General features: G+C 61.3%; 22 protein-coding genes and 1 riboswitch. Of the genes, 5 read left to right on the top strand and 17 right to left on the bottom strand.

Annotated features, from left to right (window positions below):
• Positions 1–290: 290 nt before the first annotated feature.
• From PMI31_RS10205 to PMI31_RS10195, 3 genes are all read left to right on the top strand, one after another.
• Positions 291–515: a hypothetical protein gene (locus PMI31_RS10205; RefSeq protein ID WP_008017910.1), complete on the top strand. Its 225-nt coding sequence runs from the start codon at positions 291–293 to the stop codon at positions 513–515.
• 273 nt (positions 516–788) lie between these two features.
• Positions 789–1,271, top strand: a complete 483-nt coding sequence (locus PMI31_RS10200) for a hypothetical protein (RefSeq protein WP_008017909.1) — start codon at positions 789–791, stop codon at positions 1,269–1,271.
• A 146-nt stretch (positions 1,272–1,417) separates the two neighbouring features.
• On the top strand, positions 1,418–2,695 hold the full coding sequence (locus tag PMI31_RS10195) for an OmpP1/FadL family transporter (RefSeq protein WP_008017908.1): 1,278 nt from the start codon (positions 1,418–1,420) through the stop codon (positions 2,693–2,695).
• A 180-nt stretch (positions 2,696–2,875) separates the two neighbouring features.
• On the opposite strand, the gene PMI31_RS10190 is transcribed toward PMI31_RS10195, so the two are convergent.
• From PMI31_RS10190 to cobO, 14 genes are all read right to left on the bottom strand, one after another.
• Positions 2,876–3,442, bottom strand: coding sequence for a glutathione peroxidase (locus PMI31_RS10190; RefSeq protein ID WP_008017906.1), 567 nt, complete (start codon positions 3,440–3,442; stop codon positions 2,876–2,878).
• A gap of 56 nt (positions 3,443–3,498) precedes the next feature.
• Positions 3,499–3,621, bottom strand: coding sequence for a hypothetical protein (locus tag PMI31_RS31625; protein WP_008017905.1), 123 nt, complete (start codon positions 3,619–3,621; stop codon positions 3,499–3,501).
• The gene (locus PMI31_RS10185; protein WP_008017904.1) at positions 3,618–4,826 is read right to left on the bottom strand and encodes an MFS transporter; all 1,209 of its coding nucleotides are present in this window, start codon (positions 4,824–4,826) and stop codon (positions 3,618–3,620) included. Before PMI31_RS10185 ends, PMI31_RS31625 begins: the two co-directional genes overlap by 4 nt.
• A gap of 52 nt (positions 4,827–4,878) precedes the next feature.
• Positions 4,879–5,283 carry a MarR family winged helix-turn-helix transcriptional regulator gene (locus tag PMI31_RS10180; RefSeq protein WP_008017903.1) on the bottom strand — a complete coding sequence of 135 codons (405 nt, stop codon included), beginning with the start codon at positions 5,281–5,283 and terminating at the stop codon, positions 4,879–4,881.
• 169 nt (positions 5,284–5,452) lie between these two features.
• Positions 5,453–6,184 carry an adenosylcobinamide-GDP ribazoletransferase gene (locus PMI31_RS10175; protein WP_008017902.1) on the bottom strand — a complete coding sequence of 244 codons (732 nt, stop codon included), beginning with the start codon at positions 6,182–6,184 and terminating at the stop codon, positions 5,453–5,455.
• A gap of 2 nt (positions 6,185–6,186) precedes the next feature.
• Positions 6,187–6,762, bottom strand: coding sequence for an alpha-ribazole phosphatase family protein (gene cobC, locus PMI31_RS10170; protein WP_008017901.1), 576 nt, complete (start codon positions 6,760–6,762; stop codon positions 6,187–6,189).
• Positions 6,759–7,814 (bottom strand): nicotinate-nucleotide--dimethylbenzimidazole phosphoribosyltransferase, encoded by a 1,056-nt coding sequence (gene cobT, locus PMI31_RS10165; RefSeq protein WP_008017900.1) that lies wholly within the window; start codon positions 7,812–7,814, stop codon positions 6,759–6,761. Before cobT ends, cobC begins: the two co-directional genes overlap by 4 nt.
• Positions 7,811–8,332, bottom strand: a complete 522-nt coding sequence (gene cobU, locus PMI31_RS10160) for a bifunctional adenosylcobinamide kinase/adenosylcobinamide-phosphate guanylyltransferase (RefSeq protein ID WP_008017899.1) — start codon at positions 8,330–8,332, stop codon at positions 7,811–7,813. Before cobU ends, cobT begins: the two co-directional genes overlap by 4 nt.
• 147 nt (positions 8,333–8,479) lie before the next feature.
• A complete protein-coding gene (locus tag PMI31_RS10155; RefSeq protein WP_008017898.1) occupies positions 8,480–9,931 on the bottom strand; it encodes a cobyric acid synthase in 1,452 nt (483 codons plus the stop codon).
• Positions 9,928–10,920, bottom strand: a complete 993-nt coding sequence (cobD, locus tag PMI31_RS10150) for a threonine-phosphate decarboxylase CobD (RefSeq protein ID WP_008017897.1) — start codon at positions 10,918–10,920, stop codon at positions 9,928–9,930. Before cobD ends, PMI31_RS10155 begins: the two co-directional genes overlap by 4 nt.
• The gene (gene cbiB, locus PMI31_RS10145) at positions 10,913–11,821 is read right to left on the bottom strand and encodes an adenosylcobinamide-phosphate synthase CbiB (RefSeq protein WP_008017896.1); all 909 of its coding nucleotides are present in this window, start codon (positions 11,819–11,821) and stop codon (positions 10,913–10,915) included. Before cbiB ends, cobD begins: the two co-directional genes overlap by 8 nt.
• Complete coding sequence (gene bluB, locus PMI31_RS10140; protein WP_008017895.1) at positions 11,818–12,468, bottom strand: 5,6-dimethylbenzimidazole synthase; 651 nt, start codon at positions 12,466–12,468, stop codon at positions 11,818–11,820. The genes cbiB and bluB overlap by 4 nt, the downstream gene beginning before the upstream one ends.
• Positions 12,465–13,802, bottom strand: a complete 1,338-nt coding sequence (locus tag PMI31_RS10135) for a cobyrinate a,c-diamide synthase (protein WP_008017894.1) — start codon at positions 13,800–13,802, stop codon at positions 12,465–12,467. Before PMI31_RS10135 ends, bluB begins: the two co-directional genes overlap by 4 nt.
• Positions 13,799–14,410, bottom strand: a complete 612-nt coding sequence (cobO, locus tag PMI31_RS10130) for a cob(I)yrinic acid a,c-diamide adenosyltransferase (RefSeq protein WP_008017892.1) — start codon at positions 14,408–14,410, stop codon at positions 13,799–13,801. Before cobO ends, PMI31_RS10135 begins: the two co-directional genes overlap by 4 nt.
• Positions 14,411–14,492: 82 nt before the next feature.
• A riboswitch (cobalamin riboswitch) is annotated at positions 14,493–14,727 on the bottom strand.
• 153 nt (positions 14,728–14,880) lie between these two features.
• Here cobO and PMI31_RS10125 point away from each other — a divergent pair.
• Together PMI31_RS10125 and PMI31_RS10120 are read left to right on the top strand one after the other, a co-directional pair.
• Entirely contained in the window at positions 14,881–15,465 is a 585-nt protein-coding gene (locus PMI31_RS10125) for a hypothetical protein (protein WP_008017890.1), read from the top strand.
• A gap of 66 nt (positions 15,466–15,531) precedes the next feature.
• Positions 15,532–16,845: a PQQ-dependent sugar dehydrogenase gene (locus tag PMI31_RS10120; protein ID WP_008017889.1), complete on the top strand. Its 1,314-nt coding sequence runs from the start codon at positions 15,532–15,534 to the stop codon at positions 16,843–16,845.
• A gap of 25 nt (positions 16,846–16,870) precedes the next feature.
• Here PMI31_RS10120 and PMI31_RS10115 read toward each other — a convergent pair whose 3' ends face one another.
• The 3 genes from PMI31_RS10115 to PMI31_RS10105 form a co-directional block, all read right to left on the bottom strand.
• Entirely contained in the window at positions 16,871–17,524 is a 654-nt protein-coding gene (locus tag PMI31_RS10115) for an O-methyltransferase (protein ID WP_008017887.1), read from the bottom strand.
• Between the two features lie 18 nt (positions 17,525–17,542).
• Positions 17,543–18,079 carry a C40 family peptidase gene (locus PMI31_RS10110; RefSeq protein WP_008017886.1) on the bottom strand — a complete coding sequence of 179 codons (537 nt, stop codon included), beginning with the start codon at positions 18,077–18,079 and terminating at the stop codon, positions 17,543–17,545.
• A gap of 165 nt (positions 18,080–18,244) precedes the next feature.
• The gene (locus PMI31_RS10105; protein ID WP_008017885.1) at positions 18,245–18,877 is read right to left on the bottom strand and encodes a C40 family peptidase; all 633 of its coding nucleotides are present in this window, start codon (positions 18,875–18,877) and stop codon (positions 18,245–18,247) included.
• Between the last annotated feature and the right edge of the window lie 167 nt (positions 18,878–19,044).

Genomic DNA, 19,044 nt, shown 5'->3' with positions numbered 1-19,044 from the left:
GCACAACCTTTGAATCGAAAGCAAAGGGTGTCGTTCCGCCTGCTTACTCTGCTCGAACCAACCTGCAAATTGATCAGGATCTTCACCCCGGGCCCAGAACCTTTGCCCCTGATGTGTTGCCTGCCCTCCTAAGTACCTACCTGCCAGCCCAAGCGCGCCAACTTATCAGCGCTTCAAACTGGCTGCCTTGTTCCAGTCGGGTTCTTCGTTCGGTCAATGGTGATCGACGTTACTGGAACGTTTTAACGTTGCACGGTTCTTATCCGTGTCATTTGTAGGAACACCCAATAATGTCTACTCAAATCCAGACTCAGGATGCCATCCGCACCCTAACCAACGCTTTTGCACCAATGAACTGCCTGATCATGGCTGCTCGCAAAGGCTGCTTCAGCTTCACCCTGGTCAACGAACACGGCATCGCTCGTCACAGCGAACGCCTGTACCCCGACCAATACTCCAGCGCCGAGCCGCTGCAGGCAGTGATCGCGCGTACCCGTCAGGCACTGGTTGCCTGAAACGCCGGAAAGGCTGAAAACCCGAAAGCCCTGCCCGAAAAGCAGGGCTTTTTATTGCCCGATGTTTCTCTTTCCTCGAACCACGACTAAGCACGATCCGATATAAGGGTTATAACTGGCCGCTGGAAATATTTTAAAAACAGGCCTTTACAGCGCGAATATGACACTACACTTCAACTCAAGCGGCTTGACCCGCTTGCGGCGAGCCTGAACCGATTCACAGCTGCCAAGCCCCTTCAGGTATCGCCGTCCAATTCAGGTTTCGAGGGTTTTATGGGTATCGCTGCCAGCGAACTGTGCCGTTACGTGATTCGTCCGACATTGATCTATCTCGGACAACATAGCGTTACTGCCGAATCCCTGCTGCTGGGCATTGCCGCCAGCCAGTCCGCCCTTGGTTCCGCCCTGCATGACCGCCGTGGGCACGGCCTGTACCGCATCGCCGAGCCCCGCCACCAAGCCCTTTGGGACCATTACCTGGCCCTTGATCCGGAGCGTGCAAGCCTGGTCCGCGGCCTGGCCAGCCAGCATGCGTTTCTGAGTGGCCCGCACCTCGAGTTGACCGTCAACCTGCGTTACGCCACAGCCATCGCCTGGCTGCTGGTGGAAGAACAGAATACCCCCCTCCCCGCCCCGGATGACTTGCTGGGTATGGCCAGAATCTGGCGCCAGACATTTCATCCCCAAGGGCGTCTGCGTGATTTCACCTGCGCCTGGCAAACCTGTGTTTCACCCCTGAATCAGCTGGCCTGCTGACCCCTCTTAATCCAAAGATCGCGCAACACGCCGCGATTCTGGTCGGATTGTCCTACAAAACCGCTCTAAATCAAGGCATACAGCCTATGGCGCCGGGACGAAAATGTTGGTAATTTTCGCCCCGGTGATCACCAGGAGTTCTAATAATGAAAAAAGTAATGCTCAAAACCACCCTTAGCCTCGCCGTTGCCATGGCATCCACCCAGATTTTCGCAAGTGGCTTTGCCGTCAACGAACAAAGCATCAGCGGGATGGGTACAGGTTTTGCCGGGCGATCTTCCGCTGCCGATGACGCAAGCACCCTTTTTGGCAACCCTGCCGGCATGTCGCGCCTCAAGCGCGAACAAGTCACCGGCGGTGTTGCGATGATCGACGCACACACTGACATCAGCCACGCCAGCTCCAGCCCGAACGGCGGCAGCAACGACGGCGACATGGTTCCGCTCATCGCCGTACCGATGGGTTACTACGTCAAGCCAATCGACGACAAGTGGGCCGTCGGTGTGGGCGTGTACGCACCATTCGGTCTGGTAACCGACTACGAGAGCGGCTTTGCCGGTCGTTACTTCGGCAGCAAGAGCGAAGTCAAAATCGTCACCCTGCAACCGACTGTCAGCTACGCCTTCAACGACAAGGTTTCCATCGGTTTTGGCCCGACCATCAACCGCATTGACGGCACCCTGGAATCGAACCTTTCGATCACCCAGGCCGCGCCAGATGGCAATGTCAAGATCACAGGTGACGACACCGCGCTGGGCTACAACATCGGCGTGCTGGTTCAAGCCACCGACAGCACTCGTGTCGGCCTGACCTACCACTCGAAAGTGAAGTACAAGCTCGAGGGCAACACCAAGGTCAACTACGGCGTGCTGGGCCTGATCGGCCAGAACCCGAACCAGAAGTACGATGCCTCGCTGGACCTGACCACCCCTGAATCGGTGGACTTCTCGGTCACTCACCAGCTCGACGACAAGTGGACTCTGTACGCAGGCAGCACCTGGACCCGCTGGAGCCGCCTGAAAGACATCACCGTTGAAAACACAGGTGTTCCAGCTGCTCTGAACAGCCAGTTCGGCACCATCACCGAAGAACAGAACTGGCACGACACCTGGGCTCACGCCATCGGTGCGTCCTACCAGTTGAACAAGCAATGGGTACTGCGTGGCGGCCTGTCCGTTGATCAGGCACCGACCAACAACGTTAACCGTTCCCCACGCATCCCGACGGGCGATCGCAAGGCTTTCAGCGTGGGCGCCGGCTGGAGCCCGACCGACGACCTGACCATCGACGTGGCGTATTCGTACCTGCGCGAAGAGTCGGTCAAGGTCGACAACAAAAACGACGACATCCGTAACCAACGCTACAACGCCAAGTATGAAAACTACGCGAACGGTTTCGGCCTCGGCGCAACCTACCGCTTCTGATGATTCCCGGCGAGCCTGAACCGCTCGCCATCCGAATCAAAAAAGCCCCGCGCTCTTCACAGAGGCGGGGCTTTTCATTTGTAGGAGCGAGCCCGCTCGCGATGGACGCGAACGATGACGCGTGCTGACTGGATGAACCAGGCGCCTTGATATTTTCGCGAGCCAGCTCGCTCCTACCGGTCAGGGAGTCGAAACCAGCGGCGGCGAAGCCAGGGCTTTTTCCACTGCCGCAATGAACTCGGGATCATCCGGCTTGGTCAGGCTGGAGAAGCTGGCGATCACCTTGCCTTGGCGATCCACCACATACTTGTAGAAATTCCACTTCGGCGCGCTGGCTTGACTGGCGAGGACTTTGAACAAGTGCGTGGCATCGTCGCCACGAACCTTTTGCGGTTCAGTCATGGTGAAGGTCACGCCATAGTTGACGTAGCAGACCTTGGCAGTCTCGGCGCCATCCTTCGACTCCTGCTTGAAGTCATTGGACGGCACGCCAATGACCTCCAGCCCTTGCCCCTTGAAGCGCTGGTTCAACGCCTCAAGACCTTTGAACTGCGGAGCAAAGCCACAGAAGCTTGCGGTATTGACCACCACCAACGGTTTACCGGCGAAGCGCTGGCACAAATCGATGGATTCCTTGGCACGCAGCTTGGGCAACGAGCCTTGCAACAGGTCCGGGCAATCCGCCGCGTGAACCAACCCGGAAAACACGACCAGTAACGCGGGAACTGCCAGCCAGCGCATCAGCATCTCGGGACATCCTTGGGAATTCGTCAGGATTCGACGTTACTAGCCCCGCCATCCCGCTAGCAAGTCCCCATGCCCAACTGCATCATTGCCAGCCCGCCCTGATGCCAGCCCCACCACGACAACGCCAGCAACAAGGCGCAGACGGCGGCTACAGCGATCCGCGGCCAAAGACTGTTCATATCGCACTCATTTGTGATTGCAGACGCTCTACCGGCCGCTCACGCACCGGCCAGTTCAGGGCAGCGGCCAACAGGCTCAAGAGAATTGCCACTTGCCAGATCAAGTCATAACTCCCGGTACGGTCGTACACCACCCCGCCCAACCAGCCGCCCAGGAACGAACCAAGCTGGTGAAACAGGAAAACAATCCCACCGAGCATGGACAGGTTTCGTACACCAAACAAGGTCGCCACCGTACCGTTGGTCAAAGGCACCGTCGACAGCCACAGGAAGCCCATGGCCATGCCGAACAGATAGGCCGAGGTGGTGGTCACCGGCAACCACAGAAACAGCGCAATCACTACTGCCCGCAGCAAGTACAAACCGGTGAGCAAACGCGGCTTGGACATCCGCCCGCCGAGCCATCCTGCGGTGTAGGTGCCGAAAATGTTGAACAGACCGATCAGCGCCAGCACCGTGGTACCGACCGTCGCTGGAAGGTGCTGATCCACCAGATAGGCCGGCAAGTGCACACCGATGAACACCACCTGGAATCCGCACACGAAAAAACCGAACGCCAGCAGCCAGAATCCGGAGTGAGAGCAGGCTTCGCGCAGTGCTTCGCCAAGGGTTTGTTCGTGCCCCAGGACGGGCAGCGGCTTGTCCTTGAGCATGCTCACCAACGGCACGATCAGCGCCACCAGCAAGCCCAGCGCCAGCAGCGCCGCGGACCAGCCGAGCCAGCCGATCAAACCGAGTGTGCCGGGCAACATCGCGAACTGGCCGAACGATCCGGCAGCACTGGCAATCCCCATGCCCATGCTGCGTTTTTCCGGCGGCACTGCGCGACCGACCACACCCAGAATCACCGAGAACGACGTACCGGACAGCCCGATGCCGATCAGCAGACCGGCGCTCAGCGACAAGGTTACCGCGGAATCGGAGAGCCCCATGCAAATCAGCCCGGCCGCGTACAGGACGCCACCGATCAGCACCACTTTCGCCGCACCGAAGCGGTCGGCCAATGCACCGGTGAATGGCTGAGCGAGGCCCCAGATCAGGTTCTGCAAGGCGATGGCGAAGGCAAAGACTTCACGGCCCCAGCCGAACTCGGCGCTCATCGGCGCCAGAAACAGCCCGAAGCCATGTCGAACCCCCAGAGACAACGCAAGGATCAGCGCACTCCCCAACAGAACCCAGCCGCAAGTACGCCACATCGATGTCATTGTTATTCTCCAATAGCGGGTATATACCCGCTTAAGATCGGAAAAACCGGCATCATGCCAGTTCGTCCAGCAGCTTCAATAAGGTTTCGCGCTTCTCGGCACCCAGGCGATCGATCAAACGCTGCTGTGCGGCTTCCCAGGCCGGCAAGGCAGCCTTGAGACGCTCTGCCCCGGCCTCGGTCAGCAGGACGATGCGATTGCGCATGTCCTCACCCTCGACCAGCGTCACCAGGCCGTCACCCTCCAGCACCCGCAAATTACGCCCCAAGGTGCTGCGATCCAGGCCCATGGCTTCGGCCAGGACCGAGATGCTCGGCTGATCCAGTCGCTGCAGATTGCACAGCAAAGAATACTGCGCAACGTTGATCCCGAAGCCGTCGAGAGCGCCGTCATAATGCCTGCTGACGCCACGGGCGGCGCGACGCAGGTTGATGCATAAACATTGGGAATCGAGCATGGTGCGTGTATATACCCGCGAGTCGGTTAAATCAAGTTACATGAGAGCTCGCGCCCACAGAGATTTTCGTTGTGCACACTATTTTATCAACGAAACTGAAACCCTGTGGGAGCGGGCTTGCCCCGGGCGGCGTTCCGACGAAGAGGCCAGAACATTCAATACAACCCAATCAGACCAGCGCCAAACCTACCAGCACTGCAACCTCCAGCAACTCCAGCATTGCACCTGCCGTGTCACCCGTTGTACCGCCCAGCCGCCGCAGCATCACCTGCCGCAACCAGATAAACCCCAGCACAGCCAACACCAGCGCCAGCACACCACTGAGGCCGGCGATCAACACACAGGCCAGTGCGCTGACTGCCAACACCTGCCTGCCCGCCGAACGCGGAAGATGATCGGCCAGCGCCTGCCCCAGGCCGCCTGCACGCACGTACGGGGTGGTCAGGAACAAGCCGAGCAATGCGCTGCGCCCTATCAACGGCACGATGATCAAGGCGAGCGAATGCGGGTGCTCGATCAACGCCAGCAGCGCGCTGAATTTGAGCAACAACACCAGCACCAGCGTCACCACCGCGATCGGCCCGCTGCGCGGGTCTTTCATGATGGTCAGCGTACGCTCACGGTCGCCAAAACCACCAAGCCAGGCATCGGCGCTGTCCGCCAGGCCATCCAGATGCAACCCACCACTGAGCAACACCCAAACGCTCAGCAGCAACGCCGCGTGCAGCATCGTCGGCGTGCCGAGCAACAGCCAGTTCACGGCCCACAGAATCGCGCCAAAGAGCAATCCCACCAGCGGATAAAACAGCAGCGACCGCCCCAGTTCCCGGGGCTCGGGCATGCCGGGAAGGCGAATCGGCAGGCTGCTGAGAAATTGCAGGGCGATCCAGAACGGCAGCATGGTCAGAGCACTTCCTTCAACGAACCTGTGGAATCCAGCGTCAGCGAAAACACCGCGCCATGCCCGACCTCAACGTTGAGCAGTTGTTCTCGCGGCAACCCGCGAGCCTGTGCCAGCAACAGTCGCATCACACCGCCGTGGCTGATCAGCAAAATGCGCTCACCGGGAAAGCTCGCATACAAACGCTCCAGCGCTGCCAGCACCCGTGCCGAAAAGTCTGCAACCGGCTCACCCTGAGGCGGCGTGAACGAATAGGGGTCGGCCCAAAACAAGCCCAGCGCCTGTGCGTCGGTTTCCATCAACGCCGCCGCGCTCTGCCCTTCCCAGGCGCCGAAATGCAACTCTTGCAGGTCGCTGTCCAGTTGCACCGGCACAGCCAATTGCGCACCGAGTTCCTCGGCAAACCGCGCACAACGCTGCAACGGCGAACTGACCAGTCGATCCCACGGCGCTCGGCCGACCACGGCGGCGCGCATCTGCGCCCAGCCCGTGTCGGTCAACGCATCATCGATACTGCCGCGCAGCCCGCCGCCGAGTTCGGTTTCACCGTGACGCAACAGATCCAGGCGCAAGGTCATGCCGGACGATCTGCTACGGCGGCTTCGGCGAAGGTCGCCATTTGCCCATGCAGGTCGCAAGCCAGACGCAGCAGCGGCACGGCCAATGCCGCGCCACTGCCTTCGCCAAGCCGCAGGCCGAGATCGAGCAACGGTTGCGCATTCAAGGTTTCCAGCACATGACGATGGCCTGGCTCGGCGCCGCGATGACCGAACAACAGCCACTGACGGCATTCAGGATTCAAGCGCACCGCAACCAGGGCCGCGACACTGCAGATGAAACCGTCCACCAGCGCCGCGACACCCTCCTGGGCACAGGCGAGATAGGCACCGACCAGCGCGGCGATCTCGAAACCGCCGAGGTTGAACAGGGTCTGCAAGGCATCGTCACGCTGCGCGCCATGCAGTGCCAAGGCGCGCTCGATCACTTGGGTCTTGTGGCTGACGCCTTCGGCGTTGAGCCCGGTACCAGGCCCGGTCAAATGCCCCACCGGGCAATCGAGCAAGGCACACGCCAGGGCGCTGGCGGCAGTGGTGTTACCAATGCCCATTTCGCCACCGATAAACAACTGCGCACCGCTGGCCATTGCCCGCTGCACGCTGTCACGGCCGGCCTGCAAGGCCAGTTGCCCCTGGGTCTCGGTCATGGCCGGCCCCTGTGCAAAATTCGCCGTGCCCGGGCCGACGTTCAAGTGGCGCACACCCGGCAGCTTCAGCGACGGCGTTACCGTGCCCAGGTCCACCACCTCAAGGGAAGCGCCCAGTTGCCGTGCCAGTACGCTGATCGCTGCACCGCCGTTGACGAAGTTGTGCAGCATCTGCCCGGTGACTTCCTGGGGAAACGCCGACACGCCCTCGGCGACGATGCCGTGGTCACCGGCAAAAATCGCGATCCACACCTGCTCCAGACTCGGCTTGACCCGCCCCTGCAAACCCGCCAGTTGCACCGCCACCGATTCCAGCTGGCCGAGGGAGCCGGCCGGTTTGGTCAGTTGCTGTTGCCGCGCCTGTGCCTGTTCGACCACGTGGGTATCGACCGGCTTGCTTGGGTTCAGCCACCAGGATTGAGTCATAACGCAGTTCCTTTCAGAGTCAGGGGCAGGCCGGCGACGGTCAGGATGACACGCTGACAGCGTTCAGCCAGAGCTTGATGCAGCCAACCGGCTTCATCGACATAGCGGCGAGTCAATTCGCCCAGCGGCACGACACCCATTCCGGTCTCGTTGCTGACAAAAATGATTTCACCCGGCAGCGACGCCAGGCAGTCCAGCAAGGCATCACGCTCGGCAGCCAGGCGCTTGGCATCGTCGAGCATCAGCAGGTTGGTCAGCCACAGGGTCAGGCAATCCACCAGCAGACAACTGTCGGGACGGGCGGATTCGCGCAGCACCCGGGCCAGTTCCACAGGCTCTTCGATCAATGCCCATTCGGCCGGACGACGGGCGCGGTGATGGGCCACCCGCTCGTTCATTTCTCCATCCAGTGGCTGGCTGGTGGCGATGTAGGTCACGGTCAGAGCGCTGTCGATGGCGAGTTTTTCAGCCAGACGACTCTTGCCGGAGCGGGCGCCGCCGAGGATCAGTTGCAGCATGGTTGTTTCCTTGAAGTCTTCAGTGAAGCGGCTGGCCTCATCGCGGGCAAGCCCGCTCCCACAGAGATTCGGGTTGATCATGAAATTTGAGTACACCTCGTACCCTGTGGGAGCGGGCTTGCCCGCGATGAGGCCATGGCAGACGCTTCAAATCCCGCAGAGCTGACGCAACAGCCCGGTATCCAGATGCTTCTCCACCAGATCCGCCAGCCGCTCGATATCGCGCTCGCGCAAGGCGTGGTAATCCACGGCCTGCACATCCCGCAAACCGGCCCAACGCAACAGCGCGCTACACGCCGCCGGCGATTCGAACAACCCGTGCAGATAGGTGCCGAAAATCTGCCCGTCCGCACTTTGCGCGCCGTCACAGCGGCCGTCATCCAGTTGCACGGCGGCATTTTCCAGCGCCGGCCCGGTGGTCACGCCGGCATGAATTTCATAACCCGCAACGGGCGCATCTTCCAGCGCCAGGCGCCCGCGCACATTGCGCAACTGCTTCTCTTGCTCGAGCAGAGTCTGGAACGCCAGCAGCCCCAAACCGGCACTGGAACCCGGCGCACCTTCGAGACCCAACGGGTCATGCACTTGCTCACCGAGCATTTGCAGGCCACCACAAATCCCCAGCAGTTTTCCGCCGTAACGCAGGTGCCGGGCGATGGCGGTTTCCCAACCATTGGCCCGCAGGTACGCGAGGTCGCTGCGCACGCTTTTCGAGCCTGGAAGAATGATCAGGTCGGCGGGCGGAATCGCCTGCCCGGGACCAATGAATTGCAGGTCCACTTGCGGATGCAGGCGCAGCGGATCGAAATCAGTGTGATTGCTGATGCGCGGCAGCACCGGCACTATCACTTTCAGTACCTGGTCAGCTTTATCGGTCTGGCGTTGATCGATGCCGTCCTCGGCCTCCAGGTGCAGGTCCATCGCGTACGGCAGCACGCCGATCACCGGCTTGCCGGTGCGTTCTTCGAGCCAGTCGAGACCGGGTTGCAGCAACGCGATATCACCCCGAAAACGATTGATGACGAACCCTTTGACCCGCGCCTGTTCGCTCGGCGACAGCAGTTCAAGGGTGCCCACCAGGTGGGCGAAAACCCCGCCGCGATTGATATCGGCGATCAGCACCACCGGGCAGTCCACCGCCTCGGCAAAGCCCATGTTGGCGATGTCGCCGGCCCGCAGATTGATTTCCGCCGGCGAGCCCGCACCCTCGACCATCACCAGTGGGTACGCCGCGCTCAAACGCTCGTGGGAAGCCAGTACCGCTTGCATCGCGATGGTTTTGTAGTCGTGATAGGCAACGGCGTTCATGGTCGTCACGGCGCGGCCATGGATGATCACCTGGGCACCGGTGTCACTGTTGGGCTTGAGCAGCACCGGGTTCATGTCGGTGTGTGGTTCAAGGTTTGCGGCCTGGGCCTGCACTGCCTGGGCGCGGCCGATCTCGCCACCGTCGGCGGTCACCGCGCTATTGAGTGCCATGTTCTGCGGCTTGAACGGCACCACCCTCGTGCCTTGGCGCGTAGCCCAACGGCACAGCGCGGTCACCAGCGTGCTTTTACCGGCATCCGACGTGGTGCCCTGCACCATCAGCGTGGTCATTGGTTTTCCTTGGCGAAATCTTCGAATGCCTGCGCCAGTCGCACCCAGGCGGCTTCGTCACCGGGCAAGCCGAATCGCAGGCTGCTGTTGTGCGTGAACAACCGCAGGAGAATGCCGCGCCGGGCCATGAACTCATGCAGCTCTTCGGCGCGTTCGGTGATCAGCCACTGGAACAGCGCGCAACCGCCCTGCGGCTGGAACCCGTGTTGCTCCAGCAACGACGCAAGGCGCTCGCTGGCGTCATCCGCGCGCACCCGTTGCCGGGTCTGCTCTTCGGTATTGCGCAGGCAGGCCTGGCCCACTACCCGGGTCGGCCCGCTCACGGCCCACGGCCCCACTTGTTCAGCCAGCAACCTGAGCAACTTGCGCTCGGCCAGCACAAACCCCAGGCGCACACCGGCCAGGCCGAAAAACTTGCCGAAGGAGCGCAAGACGATCAACCCGACTTGATGGGCAAACGGCGCCAGGCTCAATTGCGGCGTGTTATCCATGAACGCTTCGTCCACGACCAGCCAGCCACCGCGCTGGGCCAGGCGCGCGTGCCAGTCGAGCAAGCGACTGGGCGTAAGGCTAAGGCCTGTGGGGTTGTTCGGATTGACCACCACCAGCACGTCGAAACTGTCGATAAAGAAGTCGACTTCCTGCTCCAGCACTTCCCGCACGATGTAACCGTTGCGACGCCACGCTTCGGCGTGCTCGGCATAACACGGCGACAGCACGCCGACCTTGCCCGCCCGACGCAATCGCGGCAGCAGTTGAATCGCCATTTGCGAGCCGGCCACCGGCAGCGCCTGCAAGGTACCGTAGTAATCACAGGCGGCTTGTTCCAGGCCATCGTCCGTCTCCGGCAAACGGGCCCAGGCCCGCAGCGGAATATCCGGCACCGGGAACGACCAGGGTGCAAGCCCCGTGGACAGGTCCAGCCAGTTGGCTTCATCGATGCCGTACTCGAGCGCTGCCTTGCGCAATCGCCCACCGTGCTCAAGCATAAAACTCAGCCCCCATGCAGAGAATCAGCAGCCACAACCATACCCCGCGCTGGACCAATTGCCAGCCCCGGTCAATGGAGTCGGCATCGGCCGGCACGCCTTCGCCCAACCGAGGACGCTGATGCAGTTCGCCGTGATAAATCGCCGCCCCGCCCAATTCGACACCCAGGGCACCCGCCCCTGCCGCCATCACCGGGCCGGCGTTCGGGCTGTCCCAGGTCGGGCCCTGGGTGCGCCAGCATTTCAACGCCAGCCGGGTTTTGCCCAGCAGCGCGTAAGTCAGTGCCACCAAACGCGCAGGAATGTAATTGAGCACGTCGTCGATCTTCGCCGCTGCCCAGCCGAACCGTTCGAAGCGCTCATTGCGATAGCCCCACATCGCATCCAGCGTATTGCTCAGGCGGTAGAGCACCACACCCGGCACACCCGCCACGGCAAACCAGAACAACGCCGCGAACACCGCATCGCTGCCGTTTTCCAATACCGATTCGGTAGCGGCACGGGCAACTTCAGTTTCATCCAGGTCGCTGGTCTGGCGGCTGACCAGATAGCTCACCCGCGTGCGCGCCGCTTCCAGATCATGACTGCGCAGGGCCTTGGCCACAGGCTCGACGTGCTCGCCAAGGCTGCGCATGCCGAGGGCGCAATAGAGCGCGAGAATATCGACGATCCAGCCGACATAAGGCGCCCAGGAAAATGCCGTGGCCAGCAGCGTCAGCGGCAACACGGCGATCACCCACGCAGTGACGCCATGGCTGCGCCAACCACGACCACCGCCATTGAAACGTTGCTCGATGCGCTCGGCAAATCGGCCGAACGCCACCAGCGGATGCCAGCGTTTGGGTTCACCCAGCAGCGCATCCAGCGCAACCGCGGCGACACTCAACAACGCCACACTCATTGACTCACTCCCCAATAATTTTCGTACAGCAATTCATGTAGCGGACGCGCCTGCGCCCAGCCTTCGAGCACCAGCATCGGTGCCGGGTAAAACTCCTTGACCGGTCCCAGGCACAGCACGCCCAGCGGTTTGGCGCCCGCTGGCAGTCGCAACAGGTCCGCCAGTGCCAGGGGTTCGAACAGCGACACCCAGCCCATGCCCAGCCCTTCTGCACGGGACGCCAGCCACAGGTTCTGGATGGCACAGGACAGTGAGGCCATGTCCATTTCCGGCAAGGTACGGCGGCCGAAAATATGCTGCTCGCGGTCGTCCATCAGTGCAGCGACCAGTACCTCGGCGCAATCGTGGATGCCTTCCACCTTGAGCTTCATGAACTCGTCGCTGCGCTCGCCGAGGGCTTCGGCGGTGCGGACGCGCTCTTCTTCCACCAGGGTCTGGATTTTCCCGCGCAAGGTGCGATCACTGATGCGGATGAAGCGCCAGGGCTGCATGAGGCCGACACTGGGTGCCTGGTGTGCGGCCTCGAGCAGGCGCCGGAGCAATTCAGGCTCGACAGTGCCGCCGCTGAAGTGGCGCATGTCGCGGCGTTCGGCGATGGCGCGATAGACCGCTGCGCGTTCGGCTTCGGAAAATGCGTTGTTCGTCATGGCCGCTTCGCGAGCAGGCTCGCTCCCACAGGGTTGTGGTCAGGCGCAAACAGCGCGGCAATCGCCGATGGATTGGACGGAAAATAGAAATGCACATAAGAGGCTGTCATCCGCCCCTCACGATAAACCGCTTCCGCCCCTCGCCCGCCGTTAGGACTCAAGCCACGGGCAATCGGTGTCAATTCAGTAGTGGTCAACGAATGGTGGTAAGTGTGCCCGCGCAGCGAACCTTCCGGCAGTTCCACTGCCTGCAACGCCAGCGCCGCCAGACGCTTTTGCATGACCGCATCACCGGCCAGCAAGCCAACCAGTTCGGCGCGCGTGCCCTCGACATCGGTCAGCGAATCGAGCAGATACAGCATGCCGCCACACTCGGCGAGCAACGGTTTGCCAGCCTGGTGGTGGGCGCGGATCGCCTCGAGCATCGCGGTGTTTTGCGCCAGCGCAACATGGTGCAGCTCCGGGTATCCACCCGGCAGATACAGGCTGTCGGCCTGTGGTAACGCACGGTCGCGGATCGGCGAGAAGAACAACAACTCGGCGCCCATCGCCCGCAGCAAGTCCAGGCTCGCACCGTAGGTGAATGCAAAGGCTTCATCCCGGGCGACAGCAATGCGCACACCGGCCAGCAGCGGCTCGGCAACGATGACATCAGGGGCGGCGAACTCGACTGCCGGCGGCAGCGCGACCTCACAACTGCTGGCCAGGGCATCGGCCGCTGCATCGAGGCGCACATCGAGGTCGTTCAACTCGCTGGCCTGCACCAGGCCAAGGTGCCGACTCGGCAATTCGATCCCGGTTTCCCGAGACAGCGCGCCGTACCAGCGCAAACCTTCCGTCAGGCTGCCTTCGAGCAATTGCGCGTGACGCAGCGTGCCGACGCGGTTGGCCAGCACCCCGGCGAACGGCAAGTCCGGCTGATAGCGCGCCAGCCCCAGGGCCAATGCGCCGAAGGTCTGGGCCATGGCAGTACCATCGATCACAGCCAGCACCGGCACACCAAAATGCCGCGCCAGATCGGCGCTCGACGGCGTACCGTCGAACAGCCCCATGACGCCTTCGATCAGGATCAGGTCGGCTTCGGCCGCGGCTTCCCACAGCAACCGGCGACTCTCCTGCTCCCCGACCATCCACATGTCCAGTTGATACACCGGCGCACCGCTGGCGCGCTCGAGGATCATCGGATCGAGAAAGTCGGGGCCGCACTTGAACACGCGGACCTTGCGCCCCTGATTGCGATGCAATCGGGCCAGCGCCGCGGTGACGGTGGTCTTGCCCTGGCCGGAAGCCGGCGCGGCAATCAGTACCGCAGGACAATGACGAGGCTGGTTCACAGCTCAACGCCTTTCTGCGCTTTGATTCCGGCCTGGAAGGCATGTTTGATCACGCCCATTTCGGTGACGGTGTCAGCCATCTCGATCATTTCCGGCTTGGCGGCACGACCGGTGACCACCACGTGCTGCATCGGTGGCCGGGACTGCAAGTCGCTGAGCACCTGATCGAGGTCGAGGTAGCCATGCTTGAGAGCGATGTTCAGCTCATCCAGCACCACCAGACCGATAGACGGATCGCGCAGCAGTTGCTGCGACACCGCCCAGGCAGCTTCGGCGGCAGCGATGTCGCGCTGACGGTCCTGGGTTTCCCAGGTAAAACCTTCGCCCATCACATGAAAACGCACCTGCTCGGGAAAGCGCCGGAAAAACAACTCTTCGCCCGTGCTGTTGCGGCCCTTGATGAACTGCACCACGCCGCATTGCATGCCATGCCCCATGGCACGGGCGAGCATGCCAAAGGCCGAACTGCTCTTGCCTTTGCCGTTACCGGTCAGCACCAGCAACAGGCCACACTCGTTCGGGGAATTGGCGATGCGTTCGTCGATCACGGCTTTTTTGCGCTGCATGCGCGCCAGGTGGCGTTCGTCACGATCGGGGGTATCAGTCATGGGGGAGCTCTCCGTTGAGGCAGGAATAACGGCGGGCAGGCACAGCAATAGACGGCAACAAGCCTGGCATCGCCCACCGTGATGCCGCTGGATGAATCAGGCCGGTCTCCGGGCTCATGAGTGGCCGCGGGGGCCAGACCGTGCGCCTTCCCGCATCGATTCGACACAGTGGCATCACACACAGTTTTCACTCATTTACCGTTGCGGGGGCAGCGCCGGAATTGCAGGCCTTCGAGGAACGGAAGGACTCACTCACCGGCTTCCCTGTTTCACTCTGTCGACCCAAGTCACAGAGCACCTGAAACAAGCCGCGAAGGTTAGAGGGTTGGGGGTGGAGCGTCAATTAAAGCCGGGCGGCCACCTGCCGAATAACTGTCGTCAATCAATAAACTGACGTCAATCTTGTGCCACACTCGCAGCAGTGATATCAAAGAGCCACAACCCCACAACACAACAACAAGGGTGAGCCCATGCAAGGCATGATCATCAGCAATCCAAAGCTGGAATTCCTGCGCCCGGTGCTCGAGCGCTGGTTCGAATGCATCGACCGTTATAACGCCATCCGCGGCGATGGCGACACACCGTACTGGCACGACGAAAAAGCCAATCTCGGACTGCTCTCTGCCGCAGCCTGGATGGCCGAGATGGTCACGCTGCAACAGACCCCCACCCGCAAACAGACCGAAGAAGGCGACCGCAACGGCCGTGCCGACCTGCTCCTCGCCTCGCCCGAAACCCGTGCCTACATCCAGACCAGCCAGCGCTGGCCACGGGTCAACAGCCTCAACCTGACCCAGGCCCTGCTCGACATCGCCAGCGATGCGAAGCGAGTGAGCCACGCCAGCGACCTGAAACTCGGCTGCCTGTTCGTCGCCCCGCAAAAAGCCCAGCAAGGTGCAACGCCGGAAGAACTCCAGGACATGGTCGACGACCTGCAAAAGGAACACACCTGCGCCGTCGCTTGGTATTTCCCTTATGCCTACCGCAAATTGCGCAACGAAGCCGGCAACTATCACCCCGGCATTGCGGTGCTGTTCAAGGAAGCACGCGGCTAAGGGTTGAACCATCGGACTACAGCGCATCTCTATGATTAGAACAAGGCATTCATAGGGAAGAACAGCATGCGCAAGCCCCCGCTCGTTCTCGTTATCGCGCTCTGCGGAGGGCTCGCCGCTTGTAGCGAGACCTCCCGCCTGCAAGTCTCCGACGGCACCGGTCCTTCGCCCCGACTGCCGGAACCGAACAAAACCCTGATCCCGACCGTGAACATCGCCCCGGCCATCGGCTGGCCACAGGGTGCAAAACCCGTCGCCGCCACGGGCACTCAAGTGGCCGCCTTTGCCGAAGACCTGGATCACCCCCGCTGGCTTTATGTGCTGCCCAATGGCGACGTGCTGGTGGCGGAAACCAACGCACCACCCAAACCCGAAGACGGCAAAGGCGTTCGCGGCTGGGTGATGAAGAAAGTCATGGGACGTGCCGGGGCTCGCGTGCCCAGCGCGAACCGCATCACTTTGCTGCGCGACAAGGATCACGATGGCGTTGCAGAAACCCGCACGGTGTTTCTGCAAAACCTCAACTCACCCTTCGGCATGACGCTGGTCGGCAATGACCTGTACGTGGCCGATACCGATCGCCTGCTGCGCTTTCATTATGAAAGTGGCGATACGCAGATCCAGTCACCGCCGATCAAGGTGATTGACCTGCCAGGCGGCCCGCTGAACCACCACTGGACCAAAAACGTCATCGCCAGCAAGGACGGCAGCAAGCTCTACGTCACCGTGGGCTCCAACAGCAACGTTGCGGAAAACGGCATGGACAAGGAACAAGGTCGTGCAGCGATCTGGGAAGTGGATCGTGCCACCGGCCAGCACCGGATCTTCGCCTCCGGTCTGCGCAACCCCAACGGCATGGCCTGGGAACCACACAGTGGCGCGCTGTGGACAGCAGTCAATGAACGGGATGAAATCGGCAGCGATCTGGTACCGGACTACATCACTTCGGTGAAAGACGGTGCGTTCTATGGTTGGCCGCTCAGTTACTACGGCCAGCATGTCGATATTCGCGTCGAACCGCAAAACCCGGACCTGGTGGCCAAGGCTATCGCCCCGGACTATGCGGTCGGCCCGCACACGGCGTCACTGGGCCTGACGTTTGCCGAAGGCAACAAGTTGCCGGCGCAATTCAGGGAAGGCGTCTTCATCGGCCAGCACGGCTCCTGGAACCGCAAGCCGCACAGCGGCTACAAAGTGATTTTCGTGCCCTTCAGCGCCGGCAAGCCGGCCGGGAACCCGGTTGATGTGCTCAGCGGGTTTCTCAACGACAAGGAAGAGGCCATGGGCCGCCCGGTGGGCGTGGTGATTGACCGGCAGGGTGATCTGTTGGTGGCCGATGATGTGGGGAACAAGGTGTGGCGGGTGTCGGCAGTAAAGTAAGTCACTTAACCTGCGGGAGCGGGGTTCAGCGTTTGCGGCAAAGGGTCAACCCATCGCCAATCGGCAACAACGACAGATCCACCCGCGCATCATCCTTCAAGGCCCGGTTCAGCGCCTGGATCGCTCGTGTATCCGCGCTCTCTGGACTGGTCTCAAGCACGCGCCCGCTCCACAGGGTGTTATCGAACACCGCCAGCCCACCGACCCGCAGCAATCGCAGGGCGTGTTCCAGATAACTCGGGTAGTTGGCCTTGTCGGCATCGATGAAAATCAGATCGAACTGGCCTGGCAGGTCCAGCTTCCCGAGGGTTTCCAGCGCAGGTGCCAGACGCAGATCGATGCGTCCGGCCAGCCCGGCTTCCTGCCAGTAGCGCAGGGCTGTGGCGTTGTAGTCACCGGGGATATCACAGCAAATCAGCGAGCCGTCTGCGGGCAATGCCGCCGCCATGCACAGGGCGCTGTAACCGGTAAAGGTGCCGACTTCGAGCAAGCGCCTGGCCCCCGTCAGTTTCACCAGCAAAGCGAGAAACTGCCCTTGCTCCGGCGCCACCTGCCAGCGAGCCATGGGCAGCGCCTGGGTTTCATCGCGCAAGCGCTTGAGCAGCGGGGTTTCCCGCAGGGAGACGTCGAGCAGGTATTGATACAGCGAATCGTCGAGATTGAGGGTGCGAGCAGTCATGACAACCAGCTCCGGAAGTTACGGATTGCGCGCCAGATGTTCAGGCTGCAGAACACGCTTGGCGCTCAGATAAGCCTTTTGCCAATACGTCTTGGACAAGCTGTCGAGCTTAACAGTGCCACCGGTGGCCGGCGCGTGGACAAAGCGCCCTTCTCCCACGTAGATACCGGCATGACTGACCTGGGAACCGCCATTGGTGGCAAAGAAAATCAGGTCACCGGTTTGCAGGCCTTCCTTGCCCACATTCGCCGCTTGCATGGAGATCATCTCGCGAGTGGTGCGCGGCAAGGAAATGCCGGCGACATCGCGGTACACGTAAGCGATCAGGCCGCTGCAATCAAATCCGGAATCCGGCGTATTGCCACCCCAGCGATAAGGCGTGCCCACCAGACCGAGCGCGCGAAACAGCACGTCTTCCGCCTCGGGCGAAAAAGCTTGTGAGGAGCCAAATACGATGGGGGCGCGAACCACCGGCGCTGGTGGCGGTGTACGGCTGGCGCAGGCACTGAGCAGCGCTGCGAAGAACATGATTGCGAGGCGGGCCGACGTCGTCATAAGCAGAGCATCCTGATCTGGCTGCGGCTTTTTCTGCGGGGAGCGCAGAAAAGAAAACCGCCTGCGTGGGACGCAGGCGGTTTGCCATCATTTGTAGATCAAGATTCTAGCGGCTACACGACAAACTTCAAGTAAGACTTTAAGTTCGCCTTACAAAATGTCCGCTTATTTACGTGCAGTGACGATTGGCGACGCGTTAGGTGCCATCGCCAGGGCACGCTTGGCTTCGATGAAGGTCTTGCTCCAGTAGCTGTCACCCAGGCTATCGATCCGCACGCCACCGCTGCGACGGCTGCTGGAATGGATGAACTGGTTGTCACCCAGGTAGATCCCGGCGTGACTGACGCGACCGCGACGGCCGTTGGTTGCGAAGAACAGCAGGTCGCCCGGCTCGAGCTTGCTGCGCGAGACCAGTGGAGCGTCCACGTTGATCATTTCGCGGGTGGAGCGCGGCAGGTTCATGCCCGCTTCTTCGCGGAACAGGTAACCGATGAAACCACTGCAATCGAAGCCGGCTTCAGAGGTACCGCCGAAACGGTAACGGGTACCGATCAGGGACATGCCACGCTCGAGGATGCTGTCGGCCAGTACCGGAAGCTGGTAGGACTTGCCACCGGCGAAGTCTGCGAGCTCTTTTTCGGTGGCCAGTTCTTCCTGGAAAAGAGCGGAAGATTGGGCAGTAACGGAGTTTTGAACCTGTTGTTGCGGCGCTTGCTGGGCCACCGGAGTGTGGGCAGCGCAACCGAACAGCAGGGTGACGAGTGCGAGAGGCACGAGGGGTGCGAAGCGATTGAGCATGGGCACGACCGTGGCTGAAAGTTGTAAAGAAGTCGAGACTATGCCCTCTATCAACCTCATTTGCAAATTCAATCGATCTTTTTGTGACTTATCCGTTTCTCGTTTACATCTAAGCGCTTAAGCCCACTTTAAACATACGCGCAGCCTGCCACCGTGCAGGAAAGCGG

The sequence above is a fragment of the Pseudomonas sp. GM55 genome (assembly GCF_000282395.1).
GTDB classification, from domain to species: domain Bacteria; phylum Pseudomonadota; class Gammaproteobacteria; order Pseudomonadales; family Pseudomonadaceae; genus Aquipseudomonas; species Aquipseudomonas fluorescens_CC.
Note: the sequence above shows the minus strand (reverse complement) of the source record. Positions and strands in the feature narration are given on the sequence as shown.